Source organism: Photobacterium satsumensis, from assembly GCF_050336935.1.
GTDB classification, from domain to species: Bacteria; Pseudomonadota; Gammaproteobacteria; order Enterobacterales; family Vibrionaceae; genus Photobacterium; species Photobacterium satsumensis.
Genome location: NZ_JAKJSK010000021.1, coordinates 38,099 through 59,145, shown reverse-complemented (window position 1 = coordinate 59,145; position 21,047 = coordinate 38,099). Strand labels below are relative to the sequence as shown.

Here is a 21,047-nt window from a genome sequence, read left to right as displayed (position 1 = left end):
ACAACCAACAAGCAATTTATCACTTTGTTTTTCCACCTATGCCTTTGTCGATTGACTTTTTTATTAAGCCATAAAAAAGAAAAGAGCCGGCATTTAGCCGGCTCTTTTAACGTAAATATCAAATATGGAATTATTAACTTTTCAATATTTTCATCATTTCAGCTTTGTATTGATCCACACCGTTTTGATCGAATGGGTTAACGCCTGCCATGTACCCTCCAATTGAAACGCTCATCATGAAGAAGTACATCATGCCACCCAAATGGTATTCATCGAGCTTTGCAATAGAGATCTCTAAGTTAGGCACACCGCCTTCTGAGTGAGCCACCATACTGGCTTGCTTGATAGAGGCTTGGATATGATTCAATGACGAACCGGCAAGGAAACCTAAATTATCCAAATCTTCCTCGAGGCCTGGCACAGCGACATCAACCGGCTTATCACTCACATGAAGTACTGTCTCGAACAAGTTGCGTCTTCCTTCTTGTACCCATTGGCCCAATGAGTGCAAATCGGTGGAGTATAAAGCGCTCGCAGGGAATAATCCTTTTCCATCTTTACCATCGCTTTCACCAAACAGCTGTTTCAGCCATTCAGCAAAATACACCATATAAGGTTCATAATTGACAAAAAGCTCAATCTCTTTGCCTTTTTGGGTCATGATATTACGGGTAATGGCATACTTAAGTGCAGGGTTAGCTTCTACCTCATCGGATTCACAAACCGTCATCATTTTTTTTGCACCAGCAAGCAGGGCATCAATATCGATACCGGCAACGGCCAGCGGCAACAGACCAACAGGTGTGAATACTGAAAAACGTCCTCCTACTTCATGCGGTAGGTGATACATTGGGTAGCCTTGCTCAGCAACGATATCCTTCAGCGGACCACGGAACTTATCAGTTGTGACAATAATGCGTTCCCTTGCACCCTCTTTACCAAAACGGCGCTCAAGTTCAGCTCGCAAAATCCGGAACGTCACAGCGGTTTCAAGTGCCATACCCTCTTTTGCAATCACATTGATACAGTAATTTTTATCAGCCAAATACTGCATGACCTCGTCAAGGTAACGAGAACTTAAGTTATGCGCGGTAAATAAAATTTCCGTTTTATCTTGTTTCTCAACCGCCGGTTGAAGCGCTTCCATAATCGCTTTATGGCCCAGATATGAGCCACCGATCCCGATACAGACAAACGCATCAAATTGTTGCTGAATAGCTTCCGCTCGCTGTTTGATATCAGCAACTTCTTCCAAGTCAATGGTTTCTGGAAGACGAATCCAACCGTGGAAGTCACTGCCTACCCCTTCACCACTCACCAATTGATGATGGGCCAACTTCGCATAAGGCGCTAATTGAATGTATTCATGACCTTTAACTGCTTGGTTAAGGTATTCAGTATTAATAGTTAGCATTTTTTGCTCCATAACTTGCAATATACCCCACACAATTTGTAGAGCTTAATAAAACTTTGGTATTGGCAGGTATGATAAATGTCTCACCCTGACCATATTTTTTTAAATCACCTTCAGACGAAACAGATAACCGTTCTTGCGCAACAAAAATCATACTTAAATAAGAGGATTGATATTCAACTTCAGTATTTTCATCATTGAGCATAAGTTGACTTAAATTAAATGCTTTTGTGCCACCATGTGGATATCGTCGAATATTTACTTCGCCTTCAATTTCCGTTGGTGATAATAGTTTCGGAGCAACCTCGCAGTAATCAATCAAACGATGCACTTCATCAAGATCGACGTGTAATTTCGTAGGCCCGATACGTACCACATTATCTGAATTCGACATAATTTCTATATTCTGTCCAGCAAGATAAGCATGGGGGATCCCTGCACTCTGGTAGATCCCCTTACCCACAGGTACATGAACGATGTTCATCATGAACATGGCAACTAAGCCGCGATCGTAGCCACTACGATGCATCAGCACCGCACGACAAGCCCAGTACTCCGGCTGCTGTTGGCAAATGTGGCCACGTGTATATCGCTCTTGGTGAGTATCAATGATTTCACCTAATAGCATATTAATTTCAGACTGCGGCATTCGCATCAATAATTCAAAAGCGGCCTGAACTCCAAACAAGCGCAGCTGATCACACAGTTGCCCAAAAGAGGAATACACTGAGAAACGGTTGATTATCGTCTCTGCTGCCATAAAACCATGTGCTAACCAACAGGGCGTCAACGCGACCATCATCTCAGGCTTATCGTTACGATCTCGATATGTTCGCTCAGATGCCGTTCGTGCAATACCAAGCTTGTCCTGCCTTTCGAACCCTTCTTCAGCCTGAGCTTTAGTCGGGTGTACCTGAATCGCCAGCATTTGATTGACATCGAGGATTTTCATCAAAAAAGGAAGCGGAAATTCCCCTTGCCGTTCCTCTTGCGCTTGCGCCTGTTGGTTCGACTTCAGCCACTCAAGTAACGGCTCCTGCTCACCATTGACCTCTACCAATGATGAATCATCAGGGTGCGCGCCTAACCACCACTCTGCAAAGGGTTTGGAATCCGTATTTTTCACACCGACGAGAGATGGAATAAAATTCATCCCTCCCCAAGCATAGTGGCGAGGCTTACCTAATATCGAATAAGTTCCCATAATCATTACAGCCACATCGTTGAGAAGAAAGGAACAAATGTAATCAGCAACAACGACACAATCATGCCTAAGACGAGAGGAAATGCGCCTTTGAATACTTGAGGTACCGAGGTATTACTTAGCTGATTGGCAATGAACAAATTGCCACCAAAAGGTGGTGTCACAAAACCAATTCCCAAGTTAATAATCATCATAATACCGAACTGATAAACCCCCATTCCGAATTGTTGCAATAGTGGATATAACAGTGGCGTCAGAATAATAATTGCCGCCAGTGTATCCATAAAACAACCGACAAATAATAGGAAAAGGTTAATCATCAGCAATGTCATTAACATCGTACTGACGTTATCTGACATCATACCCGCAACGATTGCCGGTACATCCTGAGAGGTAAGTACTTTACCGAACGCCGTTGCAAAGGTCATCAGGAACATGGCGACAACAGTAATCATGGCGGCTGTTGACAGCACTTTGAATGTATCTTGTATTTTCAAATCTTTATGAACAAATACACCAATAACATACGAATAGAAACACGCTACAGCAGCTGACTCTGTTGGCGTAAAAATACCTGAATAAATACCACCAAGAATAATAACCGGAGTCAAAATGGCCCAGCGTGCGTGTTTAAATGCCGCCCAGCGAGTCTCGAAGGTGCCTTTCTCACGGTGCGCCCCCCAGCCATTTAGACGAGAGATCCACCATGCAGGTACGGCCATTCCAACGGCTAATAAGAAACCAGGAATAATACCGGCTAAGAACATATTGGAAACCGATGTGGCATACTGAGTAAGTGAATAGATGATCATCGGATTACTTGGCGGGATAATGATGGCAATAACACCAGAACACGCCGCGACCCCAGCCGCAAAGCCAGGGTTATAACCTTGCTTTATCATGGCAGGTATCGTGATACTTCCCACCGCAGCAACAGTAGCCGGCGCTGAGCCGGAAAGACCACCAAAGATCACACTTGTCATAATGGTTACAATCGCAAGGCCACCATACATATGACCGAAAAACTCTTCAGACAAGTCCAAAATACGTTGAGCAACGCCACCTGTCGCCATGATGGTTCCAGCCAATACAAACATCGGTATTGCCAAAAGCGGGAAACTGTCTATTGACTGAAAAGTATCTAACGCCATCTCGAATATTTCGAGGCCGAGTAACTTGTTATAAATAATTAAGACAATACCAATTGCTATTGCTACTGGTACTCTGACCATCACCATGGTGATAAAGCCAAAGATTAGCATTAATACCTGTATAGTGGTCATCGCTTACACCTCCTCATGAAGTGCTAGTTTTGTATTTCCAGAGTTTTTATAATCTATTACAGCGGAAATGATTTTTTGAATAATACGAATGCACGTTAAACCAAAAGCAAAAGGTAACATTGAAAGTTGTATCCAATATTCAAATCCCAACGCTTCTGTTTTAGTGCCAAGCATCTGGTGAAACTCAACCGCTTCTAATGCTGCTTGAGTAAATACATATGCAAACATCAAAAATAAAGTATTTGAAACAATATCTAAGATAAGGGTTTTCGTATGTGAAATATCTCTAGGCCATAGATCAATAATAATATGTCTATTTCGTTTTACAGCCCATGGCACTCCGAGGAAAACAATAAATAGCATGAGCATCCTTGCTATTTCATCAGTAAATGCTGATGGCGACATGAAAACGTATCGGTTTAATACTTCAACATTTAAAGAAATCGCAATATAGCCAAGCATTAATGCACAAAAGAACTCTTCAAAGTGCTGGTCAATTTTTTTAATGATGGTCAGTAACATAACTACCTCTACTAATAGTCACCTGCACCGAAGTGCAAGTGACGTTTTTGCAGAATTACTGTGCTGCAGCGGTTTTAATCAACTTGATAAACTCAAGCTCATCATCGCTTAAACCACGTGTTGCTAAAGGTTCAGCGGCTTCAATGGCTGCTCGGCGGAACGAATTTAACTCTTCGTCGGTAGGTTGAATAACCGTCGCACCATTATCCGCAAATGAAGTGAAGGCCAAATCGATTGCATCATAGTGTAGTTGCTTCGTTGTCATTACGGCTTCATCCGCAGCCTGCTGAAGTATTGCCTGCTGCTCTTCTGGTAAACGGTCCCAGAATCTTTTATTAATTACAACAAATGTGGGATGAGCTTGGAAATTAAGGTTATTGAACACCTTAGCTACTTCATTCAAGGCAAACGCTTGAGCTGTTACAGGCGGTATAGCTAGGCCATCAACAATACCTGTTTGTAGGGATGTGTATACTTCTGAAATACCCATTGTGGTACCTGCCGCCCCCCAACTTTCAACGATACCGCGCTCAACAGGGTTGGGGGTAACACGGAATTTCATGCCGGCAACATCATCCATTGTACGAACTTCTTTACCATTGGTAAGGACCCCACGGAATTCGAACGGTGTTGCATAAAGCAGACGAAGGTTCTTCTCGCCTAGAAATGCTTGCAACTTATCTGCAACTTCACCAGAGAGTTGGCCTTCTTGATATAGCAACTCAATACTCTGCTCAGGCCCATCTAGCAAAAATGGCACATCAAATGCTTTAAAAGCATCTGCAACCGTCCCCAAGTTCGCACCTGAAGTTTGTGCTGCATGCACTTGGCTGCCAATCTGGGCTTTCTGCAATAGCTGAGTATCATTGCCTAATGCACCGCCAAAACTCGTCTGAACCGTAATCGCCCCATCAGAGAGTTCTTGTGCTCTTTCCTGAAACGCAATCATTGTCTGAGACATTGGTGTATTTTCTTGCGTTGTATTAGCAATGGTCAAATGAGTGTTCTTAGCAAAGACTGACGTAGAAGTTATTGCCATAGTTAGAGCAGCAGCAAGAACAGTTATAGACCTCTTCATATTATTTCCTTATTCACATTATTTGAATTACATAGTTATTGGTTTGAACTGGCTCATTTGTAATGAGCTCTTTTGTCTGGCTTCCGTTTTTTCTAACTTACCCATTTGCTTGAATGATTTTATCGATGCAGATCACATTAATTAATAATGTGATCTATGTCACCTTGATTTTGTGATCTACAGCAGCAGGACAAAAAACATAACCGTTTGATTTAAAATATTAATATTTATTTAAGTTGATGCCGGTCACTAATTTAAAAAGTGAGGTATTGATCAAACAATGCATTTAGGATGACAATACAGGCTCTGGTTTGAGATTCTGTTGGCTTCCAAATATATTTATTTATGAGGAGCTCGTTTTGAATATTCTATGTATTGGTAATGCCACTTGGGATCGCATATTTAATGTGACTGAAATCCCTTCAGAGGCAACAAAGTACTTTTCAACTTCATATCACGAAATTGGTGGTGGAGTCGCGGCAACAGCTGCCGTGGCAATTGCAACACTTGGGGCAAATGTTTCTTTGGTAGCACGTCTGGGTAATGACAACGTTGGACGTACAATTAAAGAAGATCTTATTAAATGGGGAGTAGACACATCTCTGCTACAGCAATTTGATGACACCATTTCCAGTAACGCTGTAGTACATGTTGATCCTGCTGGTGAGCGTCAAATCACCGTTCATAGGGATCCTAGTTTACCTGTAAACAGTGACTGGATTACTGAATCATTACTTGAAAATGTCGACTGTATTTTATGTGACTGTACCTGGGGTGAAGGTGCAGAAAAACTACTAACCCTAGCCAATAATAAAGGTATCCCATCAGTTATTGACGCTGATTTAGGTGGAGAAACCATGGCCAAGTTAGTTGGTCTAGGTACTGATGTTGCTTTTTCTTACCCTGCACTATGTCAAATGACAGGTGAAACGAACATCGAAAAAGCATTATTAGCAGCGCAACAAAATAGCCAAGGTACCGTATATGTCACCAATGGTGAGCACGGCTGCTATTGGGTTGAAGACAATATTGTTAAGCATGTCTCTGGATATAAGGTAAACGTCGTCGATACCACAGGTGCAGGTGACGTTTTCCACGGCGCTCTGGCCTTTGCCATTGCCAAAAAACTCCGCGGAGAGAATGCCGTTAATTTCGCAAATGCCGTTGCGGCACTCAAATGTACAAAACCTGGAGGCCGAGCCGGTATTCCAGACTACGACCAAGTTATTCACTTTATTAAATCGCATTAAAACAGGATTATATTTATGGCCCTTGTCACACTAAAAGAAGTATTAACTCACGCAAAAATAAATAAATATGCTGTGGGCAGTTTTAATGCTGTTGATTTTAACCTTCTTCGCGGCTTAATTGCTGCAGCGGAAGAAGAAAATTCACCAATTATTATTAATTTAGGTCAAGGTCAATTTAGACTGACTCCACCTGAATTGCTCGCTCCAACTATGGTAAAAATGGCGCAGGAAGCCTCAGTTCCTGTCGTACTACACCTCGATCATGGTAAAGATGTCGAGACCTGTATTCGCGCTTTGCGCCTTGGATTCTCATCAGTAATGTATGACGGTTCAGCATTACCTTTTGAAGAGAATCTAAAGAATACTCAAGAAGTTATTCGCTTTGCTAAATATTATGGGGCATCTGTTGAAGCTGAAATCGGGAAAGTCGGTAATACAGAAACGGGTGATGAAGAAGAAGTTCAGGCTGCTGAAGCACAAACTGAAGATCAGCTCACCAAGCCAGTAGAAGCCAAAGCCTTTGCTGATGGCGCAACAGATCTGGATGCCCTTGCGGTGGCATTTGGTACCGCCCACGGCCTTTACCACGGTGAACCAAAACTTGACTTCGACCGCCTTCGCGAAATTCACAAAACCGTCGATGTACCTCTTGTCATGCACGGGGGATCTGGCTTGGACGATAGCGTTTATCGTGATGCTATTGCCTGTGGCGTGTGCAAGATTAATTACTTCACTAACATGTCGCACGATGTCGGTAAGCAAGTTCAAGCCATGCTGAATAGCAAAGACGAAGCGTATTACCACGAAACTATTCTTTGCGCTATTGAAGCCACTAAACAGCATGCAGCTCGAATTATGCAAGTCTTTGGTAGTAGCGGTCAGGCTGATTAATCCACTGGGTAAATAAAAATTATATTGAGGAAAATATGAAAACAATTCAATTTGAATATGGCCCAGGTTTTATGGCCGCACAATTGCCAGACTCTGCAGACGTATTTATTCCTGGAGAAACAGTCAAAGATCCAGAGGCACTGGTTGACCCTATTTCCGCCACGCGTGACTCAATCCTGAACCCAATTGGTATGCCACCAATCAGTGAGCAGGTTAAGCAAGGTTCAAAGGTTGCTATTGTCTTCCCAGACCGTGTTAAAGGTGGTTGCCACGATACCGCGCATCGCCGAATTTCAATCCCAATCATTTTGGAAGAATGCCGTAAGGCAGGGGTTGAGAAAAAAGATATTTCCCTTATCTGTAGTAATGGTCTGCACCGCAAGAATACAGAAAAAGAGCTGCGTGAAATCTTGGGAGATGAGGTATTCAATGCCTTTTACTGGGAAGGTCAGGTAGTCAACCATGACAGTGAAGACTGGGATAACCTTGTTGACCTAGGTCGAAATGAACATGGCGATAAAGTTGTCATGAACAAAACCGTGTTCGAAGCTGATCTCGCGGTTATGATCGGTCATACCCTCGGGAACCCTTATGGGGGTTACTCGGGCGGCTATAAACACTGTGCGACAGGTATTACTAACTGGGAATGCATTGCCTCACATCACATTCCACGGGTTATGCACCGCGATGACTTCACTCCAGTTTCAAGCAAAAGCCTGATGCGTCAGAAGTTTGATCAAATTGGTAAACATATGGAACTTCGCATGGGTAAGAAGTTCTTTACCTGTGATGCGGTGCTCAATACTTTCTCCCAGCAGCTCTCGGTGTACACCGGTGGCTGTGAAGATATTCAACCATTCTGTTTCGCCGATGCCGACAAACGTACCTATGCCAACTGGGCTGAGAAAAAATACGACATCATGGTCTTTGGTATGCCACAGAACTTCCACTATGGAAACGGCCACGGCACCAACCCCGTACTGATGATGCAGGCCATCGGAGCACAGATCATCCGCCATAAGCGAGTGATGTCTGATAACTGCGTTGTGATCTGCTCTTCACTGTGTAATGGATATTTCCACGATGAAGAATTCCCTTCATACCGTAAGTTATTTGAGCTATTCCAGACGGACTACTGTAATACGCTTGTCGATATCAACAAGCATATCGAATATATCGCCCGTGACGAGGAGATGATCAAACAGTACCGCTTCAATTATGGCTACCACCCTTTCCATGGTTTCTCCATGACATCATGTGGCCATATTGCCGAAATGAATACCAAAGCGGTGTATATCGTTGGTGCTCAGGAACCAGGGCTGGCAAGACAGATGGGAATGAAAACCCGAGCCACTTTCGAAGATGCTTTGGCTGATGCGGTTCGTTACACCGGTGCCAACCCCAATATCCTTGCACTGCCACAGGCATTCACTCGAGCGGCGATGCATTTAGGCAGCAAAGAAGAACTATAACGTAAACAATATTTTCCTTAGTTTGCCACCGTTCCAGCGGTGGCCTTTTTTCCATCCAGATGACAACGCGTGGGGCAAAAATGCATATTCATCTTGATATAATTGGCGGGATTGCTGGAGATATGTTCTCTGCAGCAATGCTAGATGCGCACCCGCATTTAGAGCAACCTCTTCTCGACATGCTCAATTCACTACAGCTTGAAGAGCAAGTGTCAGTAGCACTTAGCCATGGTGAAGATAAAGGACTCAACGGTAAGCGCTTTCGTGTGGACCTGATAGAAAGTTCACACGACCATCACAGCCATCATCATCACCACGATCATAATCATGCTCACCAACACGACCATGATCACCAGCATAATCACGATCACCACCACCATCATGACTGGCAGCACATTCGCCATTACCTGATGAACAGCGCATTGGGCGCTGAAGTAAAAGAAAACGCTATTGGCATATTCAGTTTACTGGCGGCCGCGGAAGCTAAAGTACATAACATGGAGATTGACCATGTTCAGTTTCATGAGGTAGGTGCTTGGGATTGTATTGTTGATATCATTTCGGCAGCCTGGCTCATCCATCATAGCCATGCCACCAGCTGGTCAATGTCTTCATTACCTTGGGGCGGCGGTACGGTTAAATGTGCCCATGGCATCATTCCCGTACCGGCACCGGCAACACTTAACTTGCTAAAAGGCTTCAACTTTATTGATGACGGTGAAGACGGCGAACGTATCACGCCAACAGGCGCAGCTATTTTAGCTTGGTTATCGCCAGAGCAGACAGTTGCAACCGGGAAATTTCAAATGGCAGGCTATGGTTTCGGCACCAGAAAGCTCACGCAGCGCGCCAACGTCGTCAGAGCGAGCTTGATTAAGCCTTCGAAACCTCAATTGAAAGAGCAAATCGCCATCGTTCAGTGTGATATCGATGACATGACAGGCGAGATGCTTGCCAATGCCAGAGAGTCGCTGCGTCAACAGTCCGGAGTATTGGAAATTACAGAAACGGTCGCTCACGGTAAAAAACATCGGCTTATAAGCACACTCACCCTACTATGCCAACCCCATCACCTCAATGAGGTCATCGACGCAATCCTCAGCCAAACGTCCACTCTCGGGGTTAGACACTGGCTTTGTGACAGGGTCAGTCTACCGCGCCTTCACCACCAGATTAGCCATGATGGCAAAGAGTTCAACGTAAAAACCGTCCAACGTCCTGATGGTAGCTACACCAGCAAACTAGAAGCGGATCACCTCAATGAGGCAGGCAACAGCTATCAAAAAAAACAACAGCTAAAACATGCGATAGAACAACATGCTGAGGAGTACAAACTATGAGTATTTCTACAAAATTAAAGGCGTTGCAGGACATATTACAACAAACCGGCAAAGTAACCGTCGCAGTAAGTGGCGGTGTTGATAGCATGACGCTTGCCTACGTGGCTCATAAAACCTTGGGCAACAAGGCCAAAATGGTACATGCGACCTCTTCTGCCGTACCAAGCGCAGATACACGTCGTATCCAGAAATACGCCAAGGAACAAGGATGGCAGCTGGCGTTGGTTCAAGCCGGTGAGATGCAAGATACGGCTTACCGAAATAACCCAGTCAACCGCTGCTATCATTGCAAGTCCGCGCTTTATTCAACCCTGAATTCATTAGATTTTGGCCAAGTGGTGTCCGGTACAAACTTGGACGACCTTAGCGATTACAGGCCGGGGCTGATAGCAGCGAAAGAAAAAGCTATCCGCCATCCATTCGTAGAAGCCGAAATCGACAAAGCCACCATTCGCCAAATTGCCCAGCATTTTCAATTGGCTGATATTGCCTTTCTGCCAGCCTCCCCTTGCCTAGCAAGCCGTGTGGAAACAGGAGTCTTCATCCAACCTGAGCAGCTCGACCTAATCAACCGGGTTGAGACTAGCCTTCGCCAGCAAATCAATGCCGAAAATATCCGCTGTCGTCTGCTCGCCCAGCGACTGGTTTTGCAAATTGATGAAGACAAACTCAGCACACTCCACAAAACGCTGATCGATAGCATCATTGCAGATACAGAATCAATGGCGAACGAAGTTGGCCTGACATTACCGGTAGATGTCGCCCCATACAAACGAGGCAGTGCATTCGTGAGGGTAGCATAATGAGCAATATTACTATGGACTTTGAACGCCGTGCTCGTTGTGGCATTGAAGAAGCGGTTTTCTGTGAAGGTAAAACAGCCGGACAAATTAACACCATCATCAAGATGGCCAACGAACAACAACGCCGATTGTTGCTCACTAGACTTAGCCTGGATAAATTTGAGCAGCTGGAATCTGCTCATCAAGAGCAGCTGATGTTTGACCCTCTAGGACGAACTGCAGTGCTGGGAGACTTGGAGTCTCCCAGCCAAAAGGCAACGGTCGCCATTGTGTCAGGTGGTGCATCTGACGCTGCAGTGTGTAACGAAGTCGCTGTTACCTTGCAATACCACGGTATTCACTTCGAGCGCTATGAAGATATCGGCGTGGCCGCGCTTTGGCGCCTGACCAATCGCTTGGACGAAATACAGCAAGCCCAGATCATTATTGCCGTTGCAGGGATGGAAGCGGCTTTACCTACCGTACTGTCTGGCATGATCGCCAATCCGATCATTGCAGTACCAACTTCCGTTGGCTACGGCGTTAGCGAAGGTGGCCACCTTGCTCTGAAATCCTGTTTAGGCAGCTGCGCAGCCGGATTAACCACGGTCAACATTGACAATGGCTTTGGTGCAGCCTGCGCGGCGATTAAACTCATCAACCAATTCTATCGTTAATACAAAACTTAGCGACTCAACGAGCCCCGCGCACATACCAGGCGCATAGCACCTTCAGGTGTACTGGTTAGGGCCACTTCGGTGGCCCGATTCTTCACCAAGTGACTTTCAATACCACTTAAAAAGCTTATCCGTTACAATATTCAATAATTTGGTTACCAAACAACTATTAAAAGAAGATTAATGTGAAAACAGTCATTTGCATCGGAAACGCAACTTGGGACCAAACTTTTTCGGTCAATACATCGCAACTTCAAGCCGCAAAGTCTTACGCTGAGGGATTCTCGGTCAGTGGAGGGGGTGTCGCCGCCACGGCAGCGGTAGCCATTGCAAATTCGGGTGAGCAGGTCGACTTCATCGGCCGTATGGGTATCGATATGGTTGGTCAACAGATATCAGATGAACTCCTTGCTCATGGTGTCAACATTGAACACTGCCTACGATACGAACAAGTCCAGTCATCAATTGCGACCATCATCCTAGATGAACAGTATTCATCGAAAATCTATGTCTACAACGATCCCTCAATGCCAAAAGACACGTCATCACTCTTTGGTATGGATCTGTCAAACACCGCAGCCATCGTCGCCGACCTGACATGGCCGGAAGGCGCAAAGGTGCTGTTTGAACTTGCCAAGCAAAAAGGTATCCCGACTTTCCTTCGGGTCAGCTACTTTGACAACGCGCTGATTGAGCTTCTAGAACTCGCCGATTGCTGTGTTTTCAACCACCCTTCACTGCTGGCGATGACATCGGACATTCAGCACAAACGGGCTCTGAACAAAGCCATTAAACGTGTCGGTGGATCTGCTGTGGTCACACTCAGCCAGCGCGGCTGTGCTTGGCTACATGAAGGAACCTTTGACAGCCTACCCGGCCACCAGGTCGACGTGGCAGATACGACTGGCGCGGGAGATATTTTCATCGGCATATTGGCGATGCAAATAGGTAAAGGGCTGCCTTTCGAACAATCCATCGACACCGCTAACCATGTGGCCGCACTGAGCTGCGAATTTATGGGAGCCAGACAGCTTTCCGAGTGCGAAAAAGCCCAAGAAGTACTGCGCCACTCTTAATTGTTTAGTTTTCACTTCACGACTGTCCGTAAATATAACCCCTCTAAATAGCCATCTATTTGAGGGGATTTTGTATGGGGTCTTCTCTATGAGCAGTGCTTTTACTTCCTTATCCAACCAAACCTTGGATAATTGCAGTTAGCCCACTTACCAAGCAAAGCAATAACGCAAATACTCTGACTTTTGCCTGAGGCAAATTACTCACAACCTTATTAGCAAGCCAATAACCTAGCAAACCTGCGGGGAGAAGTGGCAGGGTTATAAAAATATGTTCTAGCGTGAAGTGGTCATATAAATAGAGGACAAACAAAGACATCAGTGAGGTAATAACAAAAAATGCAGACAAATTGCCACGTAATTTTGCGGCTTCCTCATGTTGCATTAGCAAGGCCATAGGTGGACCACCTATTGAAGAGCTGGTTCCCATAACTCCAGACATAAAACCAGCAATAAGCATGCGTTTAGGGGTAGGCTTTAATCGATAAGGCAAAGCACTAATACCAACAGCAAGCAGTACCATCCCACCGAGCCAAAGCGATAACGTTGCTCCAGATACGACAGTGAGTAAAAAACCACCGACAAAGGAACCTGGCACCCGACCTATAATTGCAGATTTCAAACCTCCAATTGAAACACTGCTGCGTAACTTAAAAGAATTTATCAAAGAAATAACAAGCGCAACAATGCAAATAGGCGCTGGTACATATTGCGGGGAGATCTGAAACAGTAATGGGGCTGCAACAATCGCTAAACCAAAACCGATAGCCGTTTGCACAAAGGAACCGAGAAAAATCAGAAACGCGGCAAGTAAAACAGTGAACTCAAACATTAATTCATAAAACCCGAAATAAAGAAACAGCGGCTATAACACGACATGCAACATTTTACACTTTCTAATCAGCCAATCTTCTAGCACTTTTCATCCTGCCATTCAATCACCCTATCACAGACATTTCTCAGCAAAGGGTAGCTATGAGAAATGACTAGGGCCCCCATGTTTCTCGCCGCTAGATCCTCCTGTAACACCTGCCATATATCTTGCTGGGTAATCGTATCGAGTTGTGCCGTGATTTCATCACAAATCAAATACTCAGTAGCAGGGGCCAGCGCCCTAACGATATTCAACCTCTGTAGCTCCCCCCCCGAAAGCTGCTTAGGTAACCGTTCTAGCCATTGCGGTTTCACCTGATAACGAGCCAGTACTGCCTCTGATACTGAATAGCTCTCTGCTAAAGACCGAGAAAGGCGCCAGCGGGGATTAAACGCGAACTCAGGAGATTGGCTGACCCATTGAACCGGAGAACCGGTACTGGCTTTTTTCAATGGCTGAGACAGTACTCCATGTGACTGCACAAGCACCCCAGCTAACACCTGCGCCAACGTTGATTTACCACAACCGCTAGGGCCGTATAAACCAACACGCTCACCCGGTTGGATACTGACATCAGGGAAGGATAACCGCTGACGGCCATATTCAAACGCACCATTACGCAGACTTAGCATAGTGGTCCTCGCTTATATCGTGCCAATGCTCTGGGGCAGCTTGCCACAAGGCTTGTGTATATGGGTGACAGTCATTATTCCAACCGGGTTCAATAGTGACATCATCAACCAACTGACCATCTCTAAATACCAACAAGCGCTCTACGTGCCTTGTAAGGGCAACAATATCATGGCTGATAACTATCATTGATTGTCTATTTGCCGCTAATGAAGTCAATAGCGTCAGCAATTGTTCACTTCGAGTATTATCCAAACCAGAAGTAGGCTCATCGGCGATAATAACCTCTTTTCCCTGCACTAAACCTAAAGCTATCAGCGCGCGCTTTGCCATTCCCCCCGATAGCTCACCGGGGTACTTATTTAGCAACGCCTCATCCAATTGGCAATGTTTGATGACCTTACGATATTCATCGTCACTGCGGGACATCTCTGCTAGTTGCCTATTAATTCGTGATGTCGGATTCAGGCAAGCCGCAGATTGAGGGATCAGCGCAATTTCACCGACGGAATCAATGGATCCCCTCATCTCAAACCCTTCAGGACAATAGCCCAGCAGTGCATGCGCAAGAATTGTTTTTCCACTTCCGCTTGCGCCTACTATCCCAACTTTCTCATCGCTATTAACGGTGAATGTAACGCCATCGAGTAAGCAACTTTCCCCGCAACAAATAGCTAATTGATTAACTAACAACATTAGTAGCCCCTTATTTGAGTGACTCGAACTGATGCTTGCCCTATTGATGAAAGCAAGAGCAATACAGCTAGCAAAACCAAGCCTGGGAATACCGCCAACCACCAATTTCCCGATAGCATATAACGACTTGCTTCAGATAGGAGGATACCTATGGAAGGTGTGGTCGGCTCTAAGCCAAAACCGAGAAAGGTCAGCCCCGAAACATGAATCAAAGCATGAGGGATCATCAGCAAGACACCAATCAGGCAGTGGGGGGAAAGGAATGGCAGCACATGATGCCACAGGATAGACCATTTCGGCCGACCAAACTGCCTAGCCAACTGAACAAACTGACACCTTAGTAGTCCGCGCTGCTCCTCCACCAGCAAACGGGTGAGCTTCGGCCAATGAGTCAGGGCAACAGCCCATATGACTCCACTCATCCCTCCCCCCAAAGCAAGCGTCATGATAATCAGCAACAGCAAATGCGGGATGGCCATAAACATATCGATAACCAAAGAAACGCCCCACTCACAGCGTTGATTAAGCCCTGCAACAATCGTCAGCACCAACGCGATAAAACCACTCAGTAGGGCTGAGCCACCGCCAATTTGTATGCTAAGCAGCAGTCCTTTAGCGGTGCGCCCCCACATATCGCGCCCCATGGCATCAGTTCCAAACCAATTATCAACTGATGGCGCCATTAACACCTGATGTAGGTCTATAGCTTGACTCTGTACAGGCAGCACAGAACAATAAAATAAGATACCAATGAAAATAACGGTGAGGATCGTAATATTCTGCTGTAAACGATGAATACTTTTTTCTATTGGATTAGACATGTGCCCTCCCCTCTGGAAGGAGTTTTACACTCACCAAACGGGCAATTCCATTACCGGTAAACACCAATAGCATCGACAACATCGTTACTGCCATAAGGAGCGCTATATCGCCGTTTAACCCGGCAACAACCATTGTCATTCCAATACCGGGAAAATTAAACACTGTTTCAATCAGCGCAGAGCCTCCAAGCAATTCTGACAACCCGGCACATTGCAAAACGATCGCAGGGGTCAGGGTATTTCGTAGCAGGTGCTGACGATATATTACCCACCCTTTTTTACCATGCATCCGGGCATATAAAACATGTTCGCTAGCTAATACCTGAACAGCTTTTTCTCGGGTATGCATCGCGATATGACCCATACCTGTTAGCGATAGAACAATGGTCGGCAGTACCAAGTAAGGCATCTGTTCAATCCAGCTAATAGAATCAGGGGATACGCCAATCGGAGCCCCGCAACATACCGGAGTCCATTGCAGATAAACCCCAAACAGACTTAACGCGAGCAACGCAATCCAAAATGCAGGTGCAGCTGCTGAAACCCAACACACACCACGGATAAACCGGTCAATAGGCCTCCCACGGAAGAAAGCAGCAAAAATGCCGGAGCAATAACCTAATGTAAGAGAGCCTATCCAACCCATAATCATCAGGCGCAGAGTCAAAGGTACTCTCTGCTGTAAAATTTCTGCAACGGGCTGTTGCTGTGAAATAGAATAACCAAGATCCCCTTGTAACAAGTGCCAAAACCAGCTGCCAAATCGTGCTGTAAGGGATTGATCCAATCCTAACTGCGCGGAAAACTGCGCAGTATGTTCGGTGCTCATCGCAAACAAATTTTCACTCGTGTAGTAAAGCACTGGGTCGATAGGAGAAACAGCCAGCAAACTGAAGGTCATGGCCAATACCATGATAACCAATAATAAAAATCGTCCTCCCGTGGCCAAGCTATGGGCTTTATTCCTCATCACTGACATCTCCATTGCCACTGTTCTATGGTACGGGTGACGGGCCAACCATGTTGATGAGGTTCAGGTAGCGGGGTGCCAATATCAAGACATTCATTCACCGCATAAAGGTGGTCAATGTTCACCAACCAACTCCATGGAAGATCTTTCTCTAATTGCTTATAGACCTTGTCCCAGTATGGCTGTGCCGCCTGATAATTTGTGGTTTGTTTAATGGCATTCAATGATGTATCAACCACATTACTGCCATAATAACCCGAGTTGTACCACCCCTCTCCTGCATGCTCACTACCGTATACGAGGAACATCTCGTTAATTGCATGACTGCCAAATCCCATGAGTACAGGGCTTGTCGTCATCACATGTCCAATCTGCGTCCAGCTTGCTCCACGCACTGTCACCTTGATGCCCAGCGGATCGACCATTGCCGCAACCGCCAGTGATAGCTGCTCCCGGAGGCTGTCTCCAGCAGGGTAATAGAGCGTAAAGCTAGCAGTAATATCTTGTTTTACCCTGATGTTACGCTGCTTATCCAAAATCCAGCCAGACTGCTCGAGCATTTGAGTAATGTCACTCGTATCGACGAATTCGCGGTGTTGAAGAGTTGGCCCCCACGGTAAACCGTCAGCAAGAGAGAAAGCTGGGCGGCCGAAGCCTTGCAGAACACTTTCTACCAGCAAATCACGGTCAATAATTTGGTCTACAGCACGGCGAATCGCGATATCAGAGGTGACGTGATTACCTTGTTGCAACGCCGAAGGTGCATTGAAAGGCCAAACGATGCCACGGTTGTCATTAGTCTCAACGGTAACGAGCTGATAGTTATCAGGGACAAGGCGCGCATATCTTTGTGGAATTGAAGCCAAGTGAATTTGGCCACTACGGACCAGTGAAATAAGGCTATCTTCGCTGGCAAATAGGATAATCAGTCTATCAACAGCAGGCAACTGACCGTAATAATAGGGGTTTGTTTCAAGTACTATTTGCTGTCCTTTATCCCAGCGAACAAATCGAAACGGCCCACTGCCCAGTGGTTGCTGACCATAGCTGGGTCCATAAGCCTGTTTCGACACGATACCAACAGAAGCAAGTAAGTCAGCAAATCCTAAATCAGGTGCAGCCAAACGAAAACGTAATGTGTAATTATCTTCGATGATTATTTCGCTAATCATACTGGCATCGTGTAAAGATAAACCCTGTTGAAGCTGACGGTACGTAAAGGCAACATCTTCAGAGGTCAAATTTGAGCCATCACCGAAACGTGCATCCTCTCTTAAAGCAACAGTCCACTCATGACGGTCATCAGAAACCGAAATATGACGGGCTAAATCCGGCTGGAGTGACAAGCCATCTCCTCGCTTTAACAATGTTGACTGAATAAGAGGGTCACCATACCTTCCCCAGCCCATTACCGGATCCAACCCCATTTCAGGCTCTTCACTGAGACCTAAAATCCATTGTTCAGTATTTGTCGCATAAAGCTGGAAAGAAAAAAAGACGCAACAAATTACCGCAAAGATTTGTATAAAATACTTTTTCGATGACATCACACTTTTAATTTTTTAATCGGTAAGTGCAGTTAACACTATCATCAATTCCGTGTTAACGTGAGTGACACAAATCACACAAACAATAAGAGTGATCTATATCACATGAGCAACTCAAAGAAAGAAATTGTCCGATTTTCATTATCCTTTCCCAAACAACTTTATCAGGAAATGATGGATACCCTCGCTGAGCGTCAATATGGCTCTCGCTCTGAATATTTTCGCGATCTATTTCGTGAAAACCGCACAAATGACGACTGGCGAACACCAAACCGTAATGTAGTTGGTGTGTTAAGCATCGTCTACAACCACCACCAGCGGGGGCTCAGTGAAAAAATCAATCACCTTCAGCATGATAGCCGCACTCAGGTTCAATGTACGACGCACGTACACTTACAACAGGAATTATGCCTCGAAAATACGGTGATCATAGGTAAAAGCCCCGATGTACAAGAGCTTGCAAACCAAATTTCCGCCCTAAAAGGTGTTGAACAAGCTCAGTTGATACAACACCTCAATAGGTAATGTGACAGAGATCTCTTTATTTAATTGAGCGACAAAGATCACAAAACAGACCAACCAACACTGATATATTTTCTCCACTTATCCAACCACGATGTGAACAATAGAAATGAAAAAAAACATACTTATCAATTTAAAAAGATTTGAAGTGAACAATGAAAAAGGTGGAGTATGTCCATCAGATAACCCTGTTAAGTGGATAAGAGAAACTATCCAAAGTATTATTAATGCTGGCTGGGGTAAAAATGATAAAATAAACCTCTCCGTATTCGTGCCCGACATTCTCCTACATGCTGCCATCGAACAGTTACATGCCAACCCTGATACGAACATCAGTAATATGTCTATTGGCAGCCAAAGCTGTCACCGCGAAGATGTCACCGTAGGCGGAAATTTCGGTGCCTTTACCTCACATCAGATAGCAGCCACACAGGGAACACTCGGCAGCAAAGCCAGCATTATCGGGCACTGTGAAGAACGCCGCCACCTGAACTTTGTTATCTCTCAATACACTGGCGCAGAAGATTTCTGCAGCGATTCTGCAAACAAGGTCGTGAGTGGAATCATTAGTGAAAAAGCCTGTTGTGCCCTAGAACAGCAAATGAAAGCGGCTATCTGCATTGGCGAAACAGCTGAAGAACGTGGAAACGGGACAGAGGAAGAACAATTAGTACGAGCAAAAAGTACATTAGAAAACCAGATCATTGCCAGCCTCTCCCTAATCCAACCCGAACAACTGAAAGACAACGTACTACTAGCCTATGAACCTGTGTGGGCTATTGGTCCGGGCAAAACACCACCTAACAGCGACTACATTGCCCTTATCACCGACTTCATCAAACAGACGGTAGAAGCCAAGTTCAGCGTATCGCTGCCGGTTGTCTACGGCGGTGGACTGAAAGCTGAAAACGCAGCTATGCTTGCTGATATCAACCAACTTGATGGCGGGTTGATTGCTTTGACCAACTTTACTCAACCAATTGGCTTTCAAGTTGACGAACTTTCAAACATCCTCTCAATTTATACTTCTAATATTCAATAAACTAGAAAATTAATTTTAAAATAGCCCCTCCTAATATCAGAAAATGGAGCGGGCTTTTTTGTAGGTTTTAACTGCCAAACGGTAATCATTAAAATAATGTATAAAGGACTAAGCTCACTAATATAACCATTAACGTAATAATGTAAGTTGTTTTCTCTGATATCTTGCTTAGTAGAGACGCTGCGACAGGTACACCTATGAATGATCCAACAACAAACCAAATTGCGGTATACACATCCGCCTGTCCCCCTTTGGCATAGCCAAGAGCAGCAAAGCCTGATAGGAAAAGTGCCAACACCACAGATGAACCAATCGCTTTCTTGATATCCAAATTTAAGACATTGTTTAACACAGGAAGCAGCAAAACACCGCCACCAACACCGGTTGAGCCGAGAATTGACCCACAAAACATACCTGAAACTAAAGCCTTTTTATCGCTATTATTCACAATTGATGATGTGGGTTTTACTGTTGGTGAGAATTTAAACTTATAAAATACCGATAACAATGAACCAATCATAACGACGGTAACAAGGCTCGTAATAATTGTTTGCGTTGTCTCTTGATGTAATGGGTGCTGATTAAAATAAATAACAACCTGCGTCACCAGCAATGTGACTGGCAAAGCACCAGCAAACAGTATTGAAATTTTCCGCCACGACACATTGTTTGCTTTCACATGAACGATAGATGCATTCACTTTGACCAAAGCGGATATCAAGCTTGCGGTACCCACCGCGAGTACAGGAGGCATACCGCAAAACAACTGGAGCATCGGGATTAATAACACCCCACCTCCAACACCCGTTAGCCCCAGACATAAACCAAAAATACTCCCCAAAGCTATTTTTAGCATTAAGGCCTCTGTTGCTAATACACCCACGAAAAGATCTGCCATATCCATGATATGTGAACCCCAATTAACAGTTGTAATTATATGCTTGTAAACGCTTTCATAT

At 45.0% G+C, this 21,047-nt stretch carries 21 protein-coding genes; 9 read left to right on the top strand and 12 right to left on the bottom strand.

The features are described from left to right. Positions 1-133 precede the first annotated feature (133 nt). From L4D79_RS28165 to L4D79_RS28145, 5 genes are read right to left on the bottom strand one after another with little or no spacing between them, the layout of a single operon-like run. Entirely contained in the window at positions 134-1,414 is a 1,281-nt protein-coding gene (locus L4D79_RS28165) for a glucose-6-phosphate isomerase (RefSeq protein WP_428656814.1), read from the bottom strand. Continuing rightward, positions 1,401-2,624, bottom strand: a complete 1,224-nt coding sequence (gene manA / locus L4D79_RS28160; protein ID WP_428656812.1) for a mannose-6-phosphate isomerase, class I — start codon at positions 2,622-2,624, stop codon at positions 1,401-1,403. Before manA ends, L4D79_RS28165 begins: the two co-directional genes overlap by 14 nt. Next, on the bottom strand, positions 2,624-3,901 hold the full coding sequence (locus L4D79_RS28155) for a TRAP transporter large permease (protein WP_428656809.1): 1,278 nt from the start codon (positions 3,899-3,901) through the stop codon (positions 2,624-2,626). Before L4D79_RS28155 ends, manA begins: the two co-directional genes overlap by 1 nt. 3 nt (positions 3,902-3,904) lie before the next feature. After that, complete coding sequence (locus L4D79_RS28150) at positions 3,905-4,423, bottom strand: TRAP transporter small permease (protein ID WP_428656807.1); 519 nt, start codon at positions 4,421-4,423, stop codon at positions 3,905-3,907. Between the two features lie 55 nt (positions 4,424-4,478). Continuing rightward, a complete protein-coding gene (locus tag L4D79_RS28145) occupies positions 4,479-5,501 on the bottom strand; it encodes a TRAP transporter substrate-binding protein (protein ID WP_428656805.1) in 1,023 nt (340 codons plus the stop codon). A gap of 359 nt (positions 5,502-5,860) precedes the next feature. On the opposite strand from L4D79_RS28145, the gene L4D79_RS28140 reads away from it, so the two are divergent. The 7 genes from L4D79_RS28140 (at position 5,861) to L4D79_RS28110 (ending at position 12,989) form a co-directional block, all read left to right on the top strand. Beyond that, a complete protein-coding gene (locus tag L4D79_RS28140) occupies positions 5,861-6,751 on the top strand; it encodes a PfkB family carbohydrate kinase (RefSeq protein WP_428656803.1) in 891 nt (296 codons plus the stop codon). 15 nt (positions 6,752-6,766) lie between these two features. Next, positions 6,767-7,642 (top strand): class II fructose-bisphosphate aldolase, encoded by an 876-nt coding sequence (locus L4D79_RS28135; RefSeq protein ID WP_428656800.1) that lies wholly within the window; start codon positions 6,767-6,769, stop codon positions 7,640-7,642. 35 nt (positions 7,643-7,677) lie between these two features. Then, positions 7,678-9,114: a lactate racemase domain-containing protein gene (locus L4D79_RS28130; protein WP_428656798.1), complete on the top strand. Its 1,437-nt coding sequence runs from the start codon at positions 7,678-7,680 to the stop codon at positions 9,112-9,114. A gap of 80 nt (positions 9,115-9,194) precedes the next feature. Further along, the gene (larC, locus tag L4D79_RS28125) at positions 9,195-10,454 is read left to right on the top strand and encodes a nickel pincer cofactor biosynthesis protein LarC (protein ID WP_428656796.1); all 1,260 of its coding nucleotides are present in this window, start codon (positions 9,195-9,197) and stop codon (positions 10,452-10,454) included. Continuing rightward, complete coding sequence (gene larE / locus L4D79_RS28120; RefSeq protein ID WP_428656794.1) at positions 10,451-11,257, top strand: ATP-dependent sacrificial sulfur transferase LarE; 807 nt, start codon at positions 10,451-10,453, stop codon at positions 11,255-11,257. The genes larC and larE overlap by 4 nt, the downstream gene beginning before the upstream one ends. Continuing rightward, a complete protein-coding gene (larB, locus tag L4D79_RS28115; protein WP_428656792.1) occupies positions 11,257-11,913 on the top strand; it encodes a nickel pincer cofactor biosynthesis protein LarB in 657 nt (218 codons plus the stop codon). Before larE ends, larB begins: the two co-directional genes overlap by 1 nt. Before the next feature lie 185 nt (positions 11,914-12,098). Continuing rightward, positions 12,099-12,989 (top strand): PfkB family carbohydrate kinase, encoded by an 891-nt coding sequence (locus L4D79_RS28110; protein ID WP_428656789.1) that lies wholly within the window; start codon positions 12,099-12,101, stop codon positions 12,987-12,989. Between the two features lie 109 nt (positions 12,990-13,098). Here L4D79_RS28110 and L4D79_RS28105 read toward each other — a convergent pair whose 3' ends face one another. The 6 genes from L4D79_RS28105 to L4D79_RS28080 form a co-directional block, all read right to left on the bottom strand. Next, on the bottom strand, positions 13,099-13,818 hold the full coding sequence (locus L4D79_RS28105; protein WP_428656787.1) for a sulfite exporter TauE/SafE family protein: 720 nt from the start codon (positions 13,816-13,818) through the stop codon (positions 13,099-13,101). 80 nt (positions 13,819-13,898) lie between these two features. Beyond that, the gene (locus L4D79_RS28100; protein WP_428656784.1) at positions 13,899-14,492 is read right to left on the bottom strand and encodes an ATP-binding cassette domain-containing protein; all 594 of its coding nucleotides are present in this window, start codon (positions 14,490-14,492) and stop codon (positions 13,899-13,901) included. Beyond that, positions 14,476-15,186 (bottom strand): ATP-binding cassette domain-containing protein, encoded by a 711-nt coding sequence (locus L4D79_RS28095; protein ID WP_428656781.1) that lies wholly within the window; start codon positions 15,184-15,186, stop codon positions 14,476-14,478. Before L4D79_RS28095 ends, L4D79_RS28100 begins: the two co-directional genes overlap by 17 nt. Beyond that, positions 15,186-16,007, bottom strand: coding sequence for an ABC transporter permease (locus L4D79_RS28090; RefSeq protein WP_428656779.1), 822 nt, complete (start codon positions 16,005-16,007; stop codon positions 15,186-15,188). The genes L4D79_RS28095 and L4D79_RS28090 overlap by 1 nt, the downstream gene beginning before the upstream one ends. Further along, positions 16,000-16,977: an ABC transporter permease gene (locus L4D79_RS28085; protein ID WP_428656855.1), complete on the bottom strand. Its 978-nt coding sequence runs from the start codon at positions 16,975-16,977 to the stop codon at positions 16,000-16,002. Before L4D79_RS28085 ends, L4D79_RS28090 begins: the two co-directional genes overlap by 8 nt. Further along, positions 16,977-18,404: an ABC transporter substrate-binding protein gene (locus L4D79_RS28080; RefSeq protein ID WP_428656776.1), complete on the bottom strand. Its 1,428-nt coding sequence runs from the start codon at positions 18,402-18,404 to the stop codon at positions 16,977-16,979. Before L4D79_RS28080 ends, L4D79_RS28085 begins: the two co-directional genes overlap by 1 nt. A gap of 225 nt (positions 18,405-18,629) precedes the next feature. Between L4D79_RS28080 and nikR the strand changes: the two genes are divergently transcribed. Beyond that, entirely contained in the window at positions 18,630-19,049 is a 420-nt protein-coding gene (gene nikR, locus L4D79_RS28075) for a nickel-responsive transcriptional regulator NikR (protein WP_428656774.1), read from the top strand. Between the two features lie 106 nt (positions 19,050-19,155). Continuing rightward, a complete protein-coding gene (locus L4D79_RS28070) occupies positions 19,156-20,088 on the top strand; it encodes a triose-phosphate isomerase (protein WP_428656772.1) in 933 nt (310 codons plus the stop codon). An 88-nt stretch (positions 20,089-20,176) separates the two neighbouring features. Here the strand turns inward: L4D79_RS28070 and L4D79_RS28065 are convergent, their stop codons facing one another. Continuing rightward, positions 20,177-20,992: a sulfite exporter TauE/SafE family protein gene (locus L4D79_RS28065; RefSeq protein WP_428656770.1), complete on the bottom strand. Its 816-nt coding sequence runs from the start codon at positions 20,990-20,992 to the stop codon at positions 20,177-20,179. Positions 20,993-21,047: the final 55 nt, after the last annotated feature.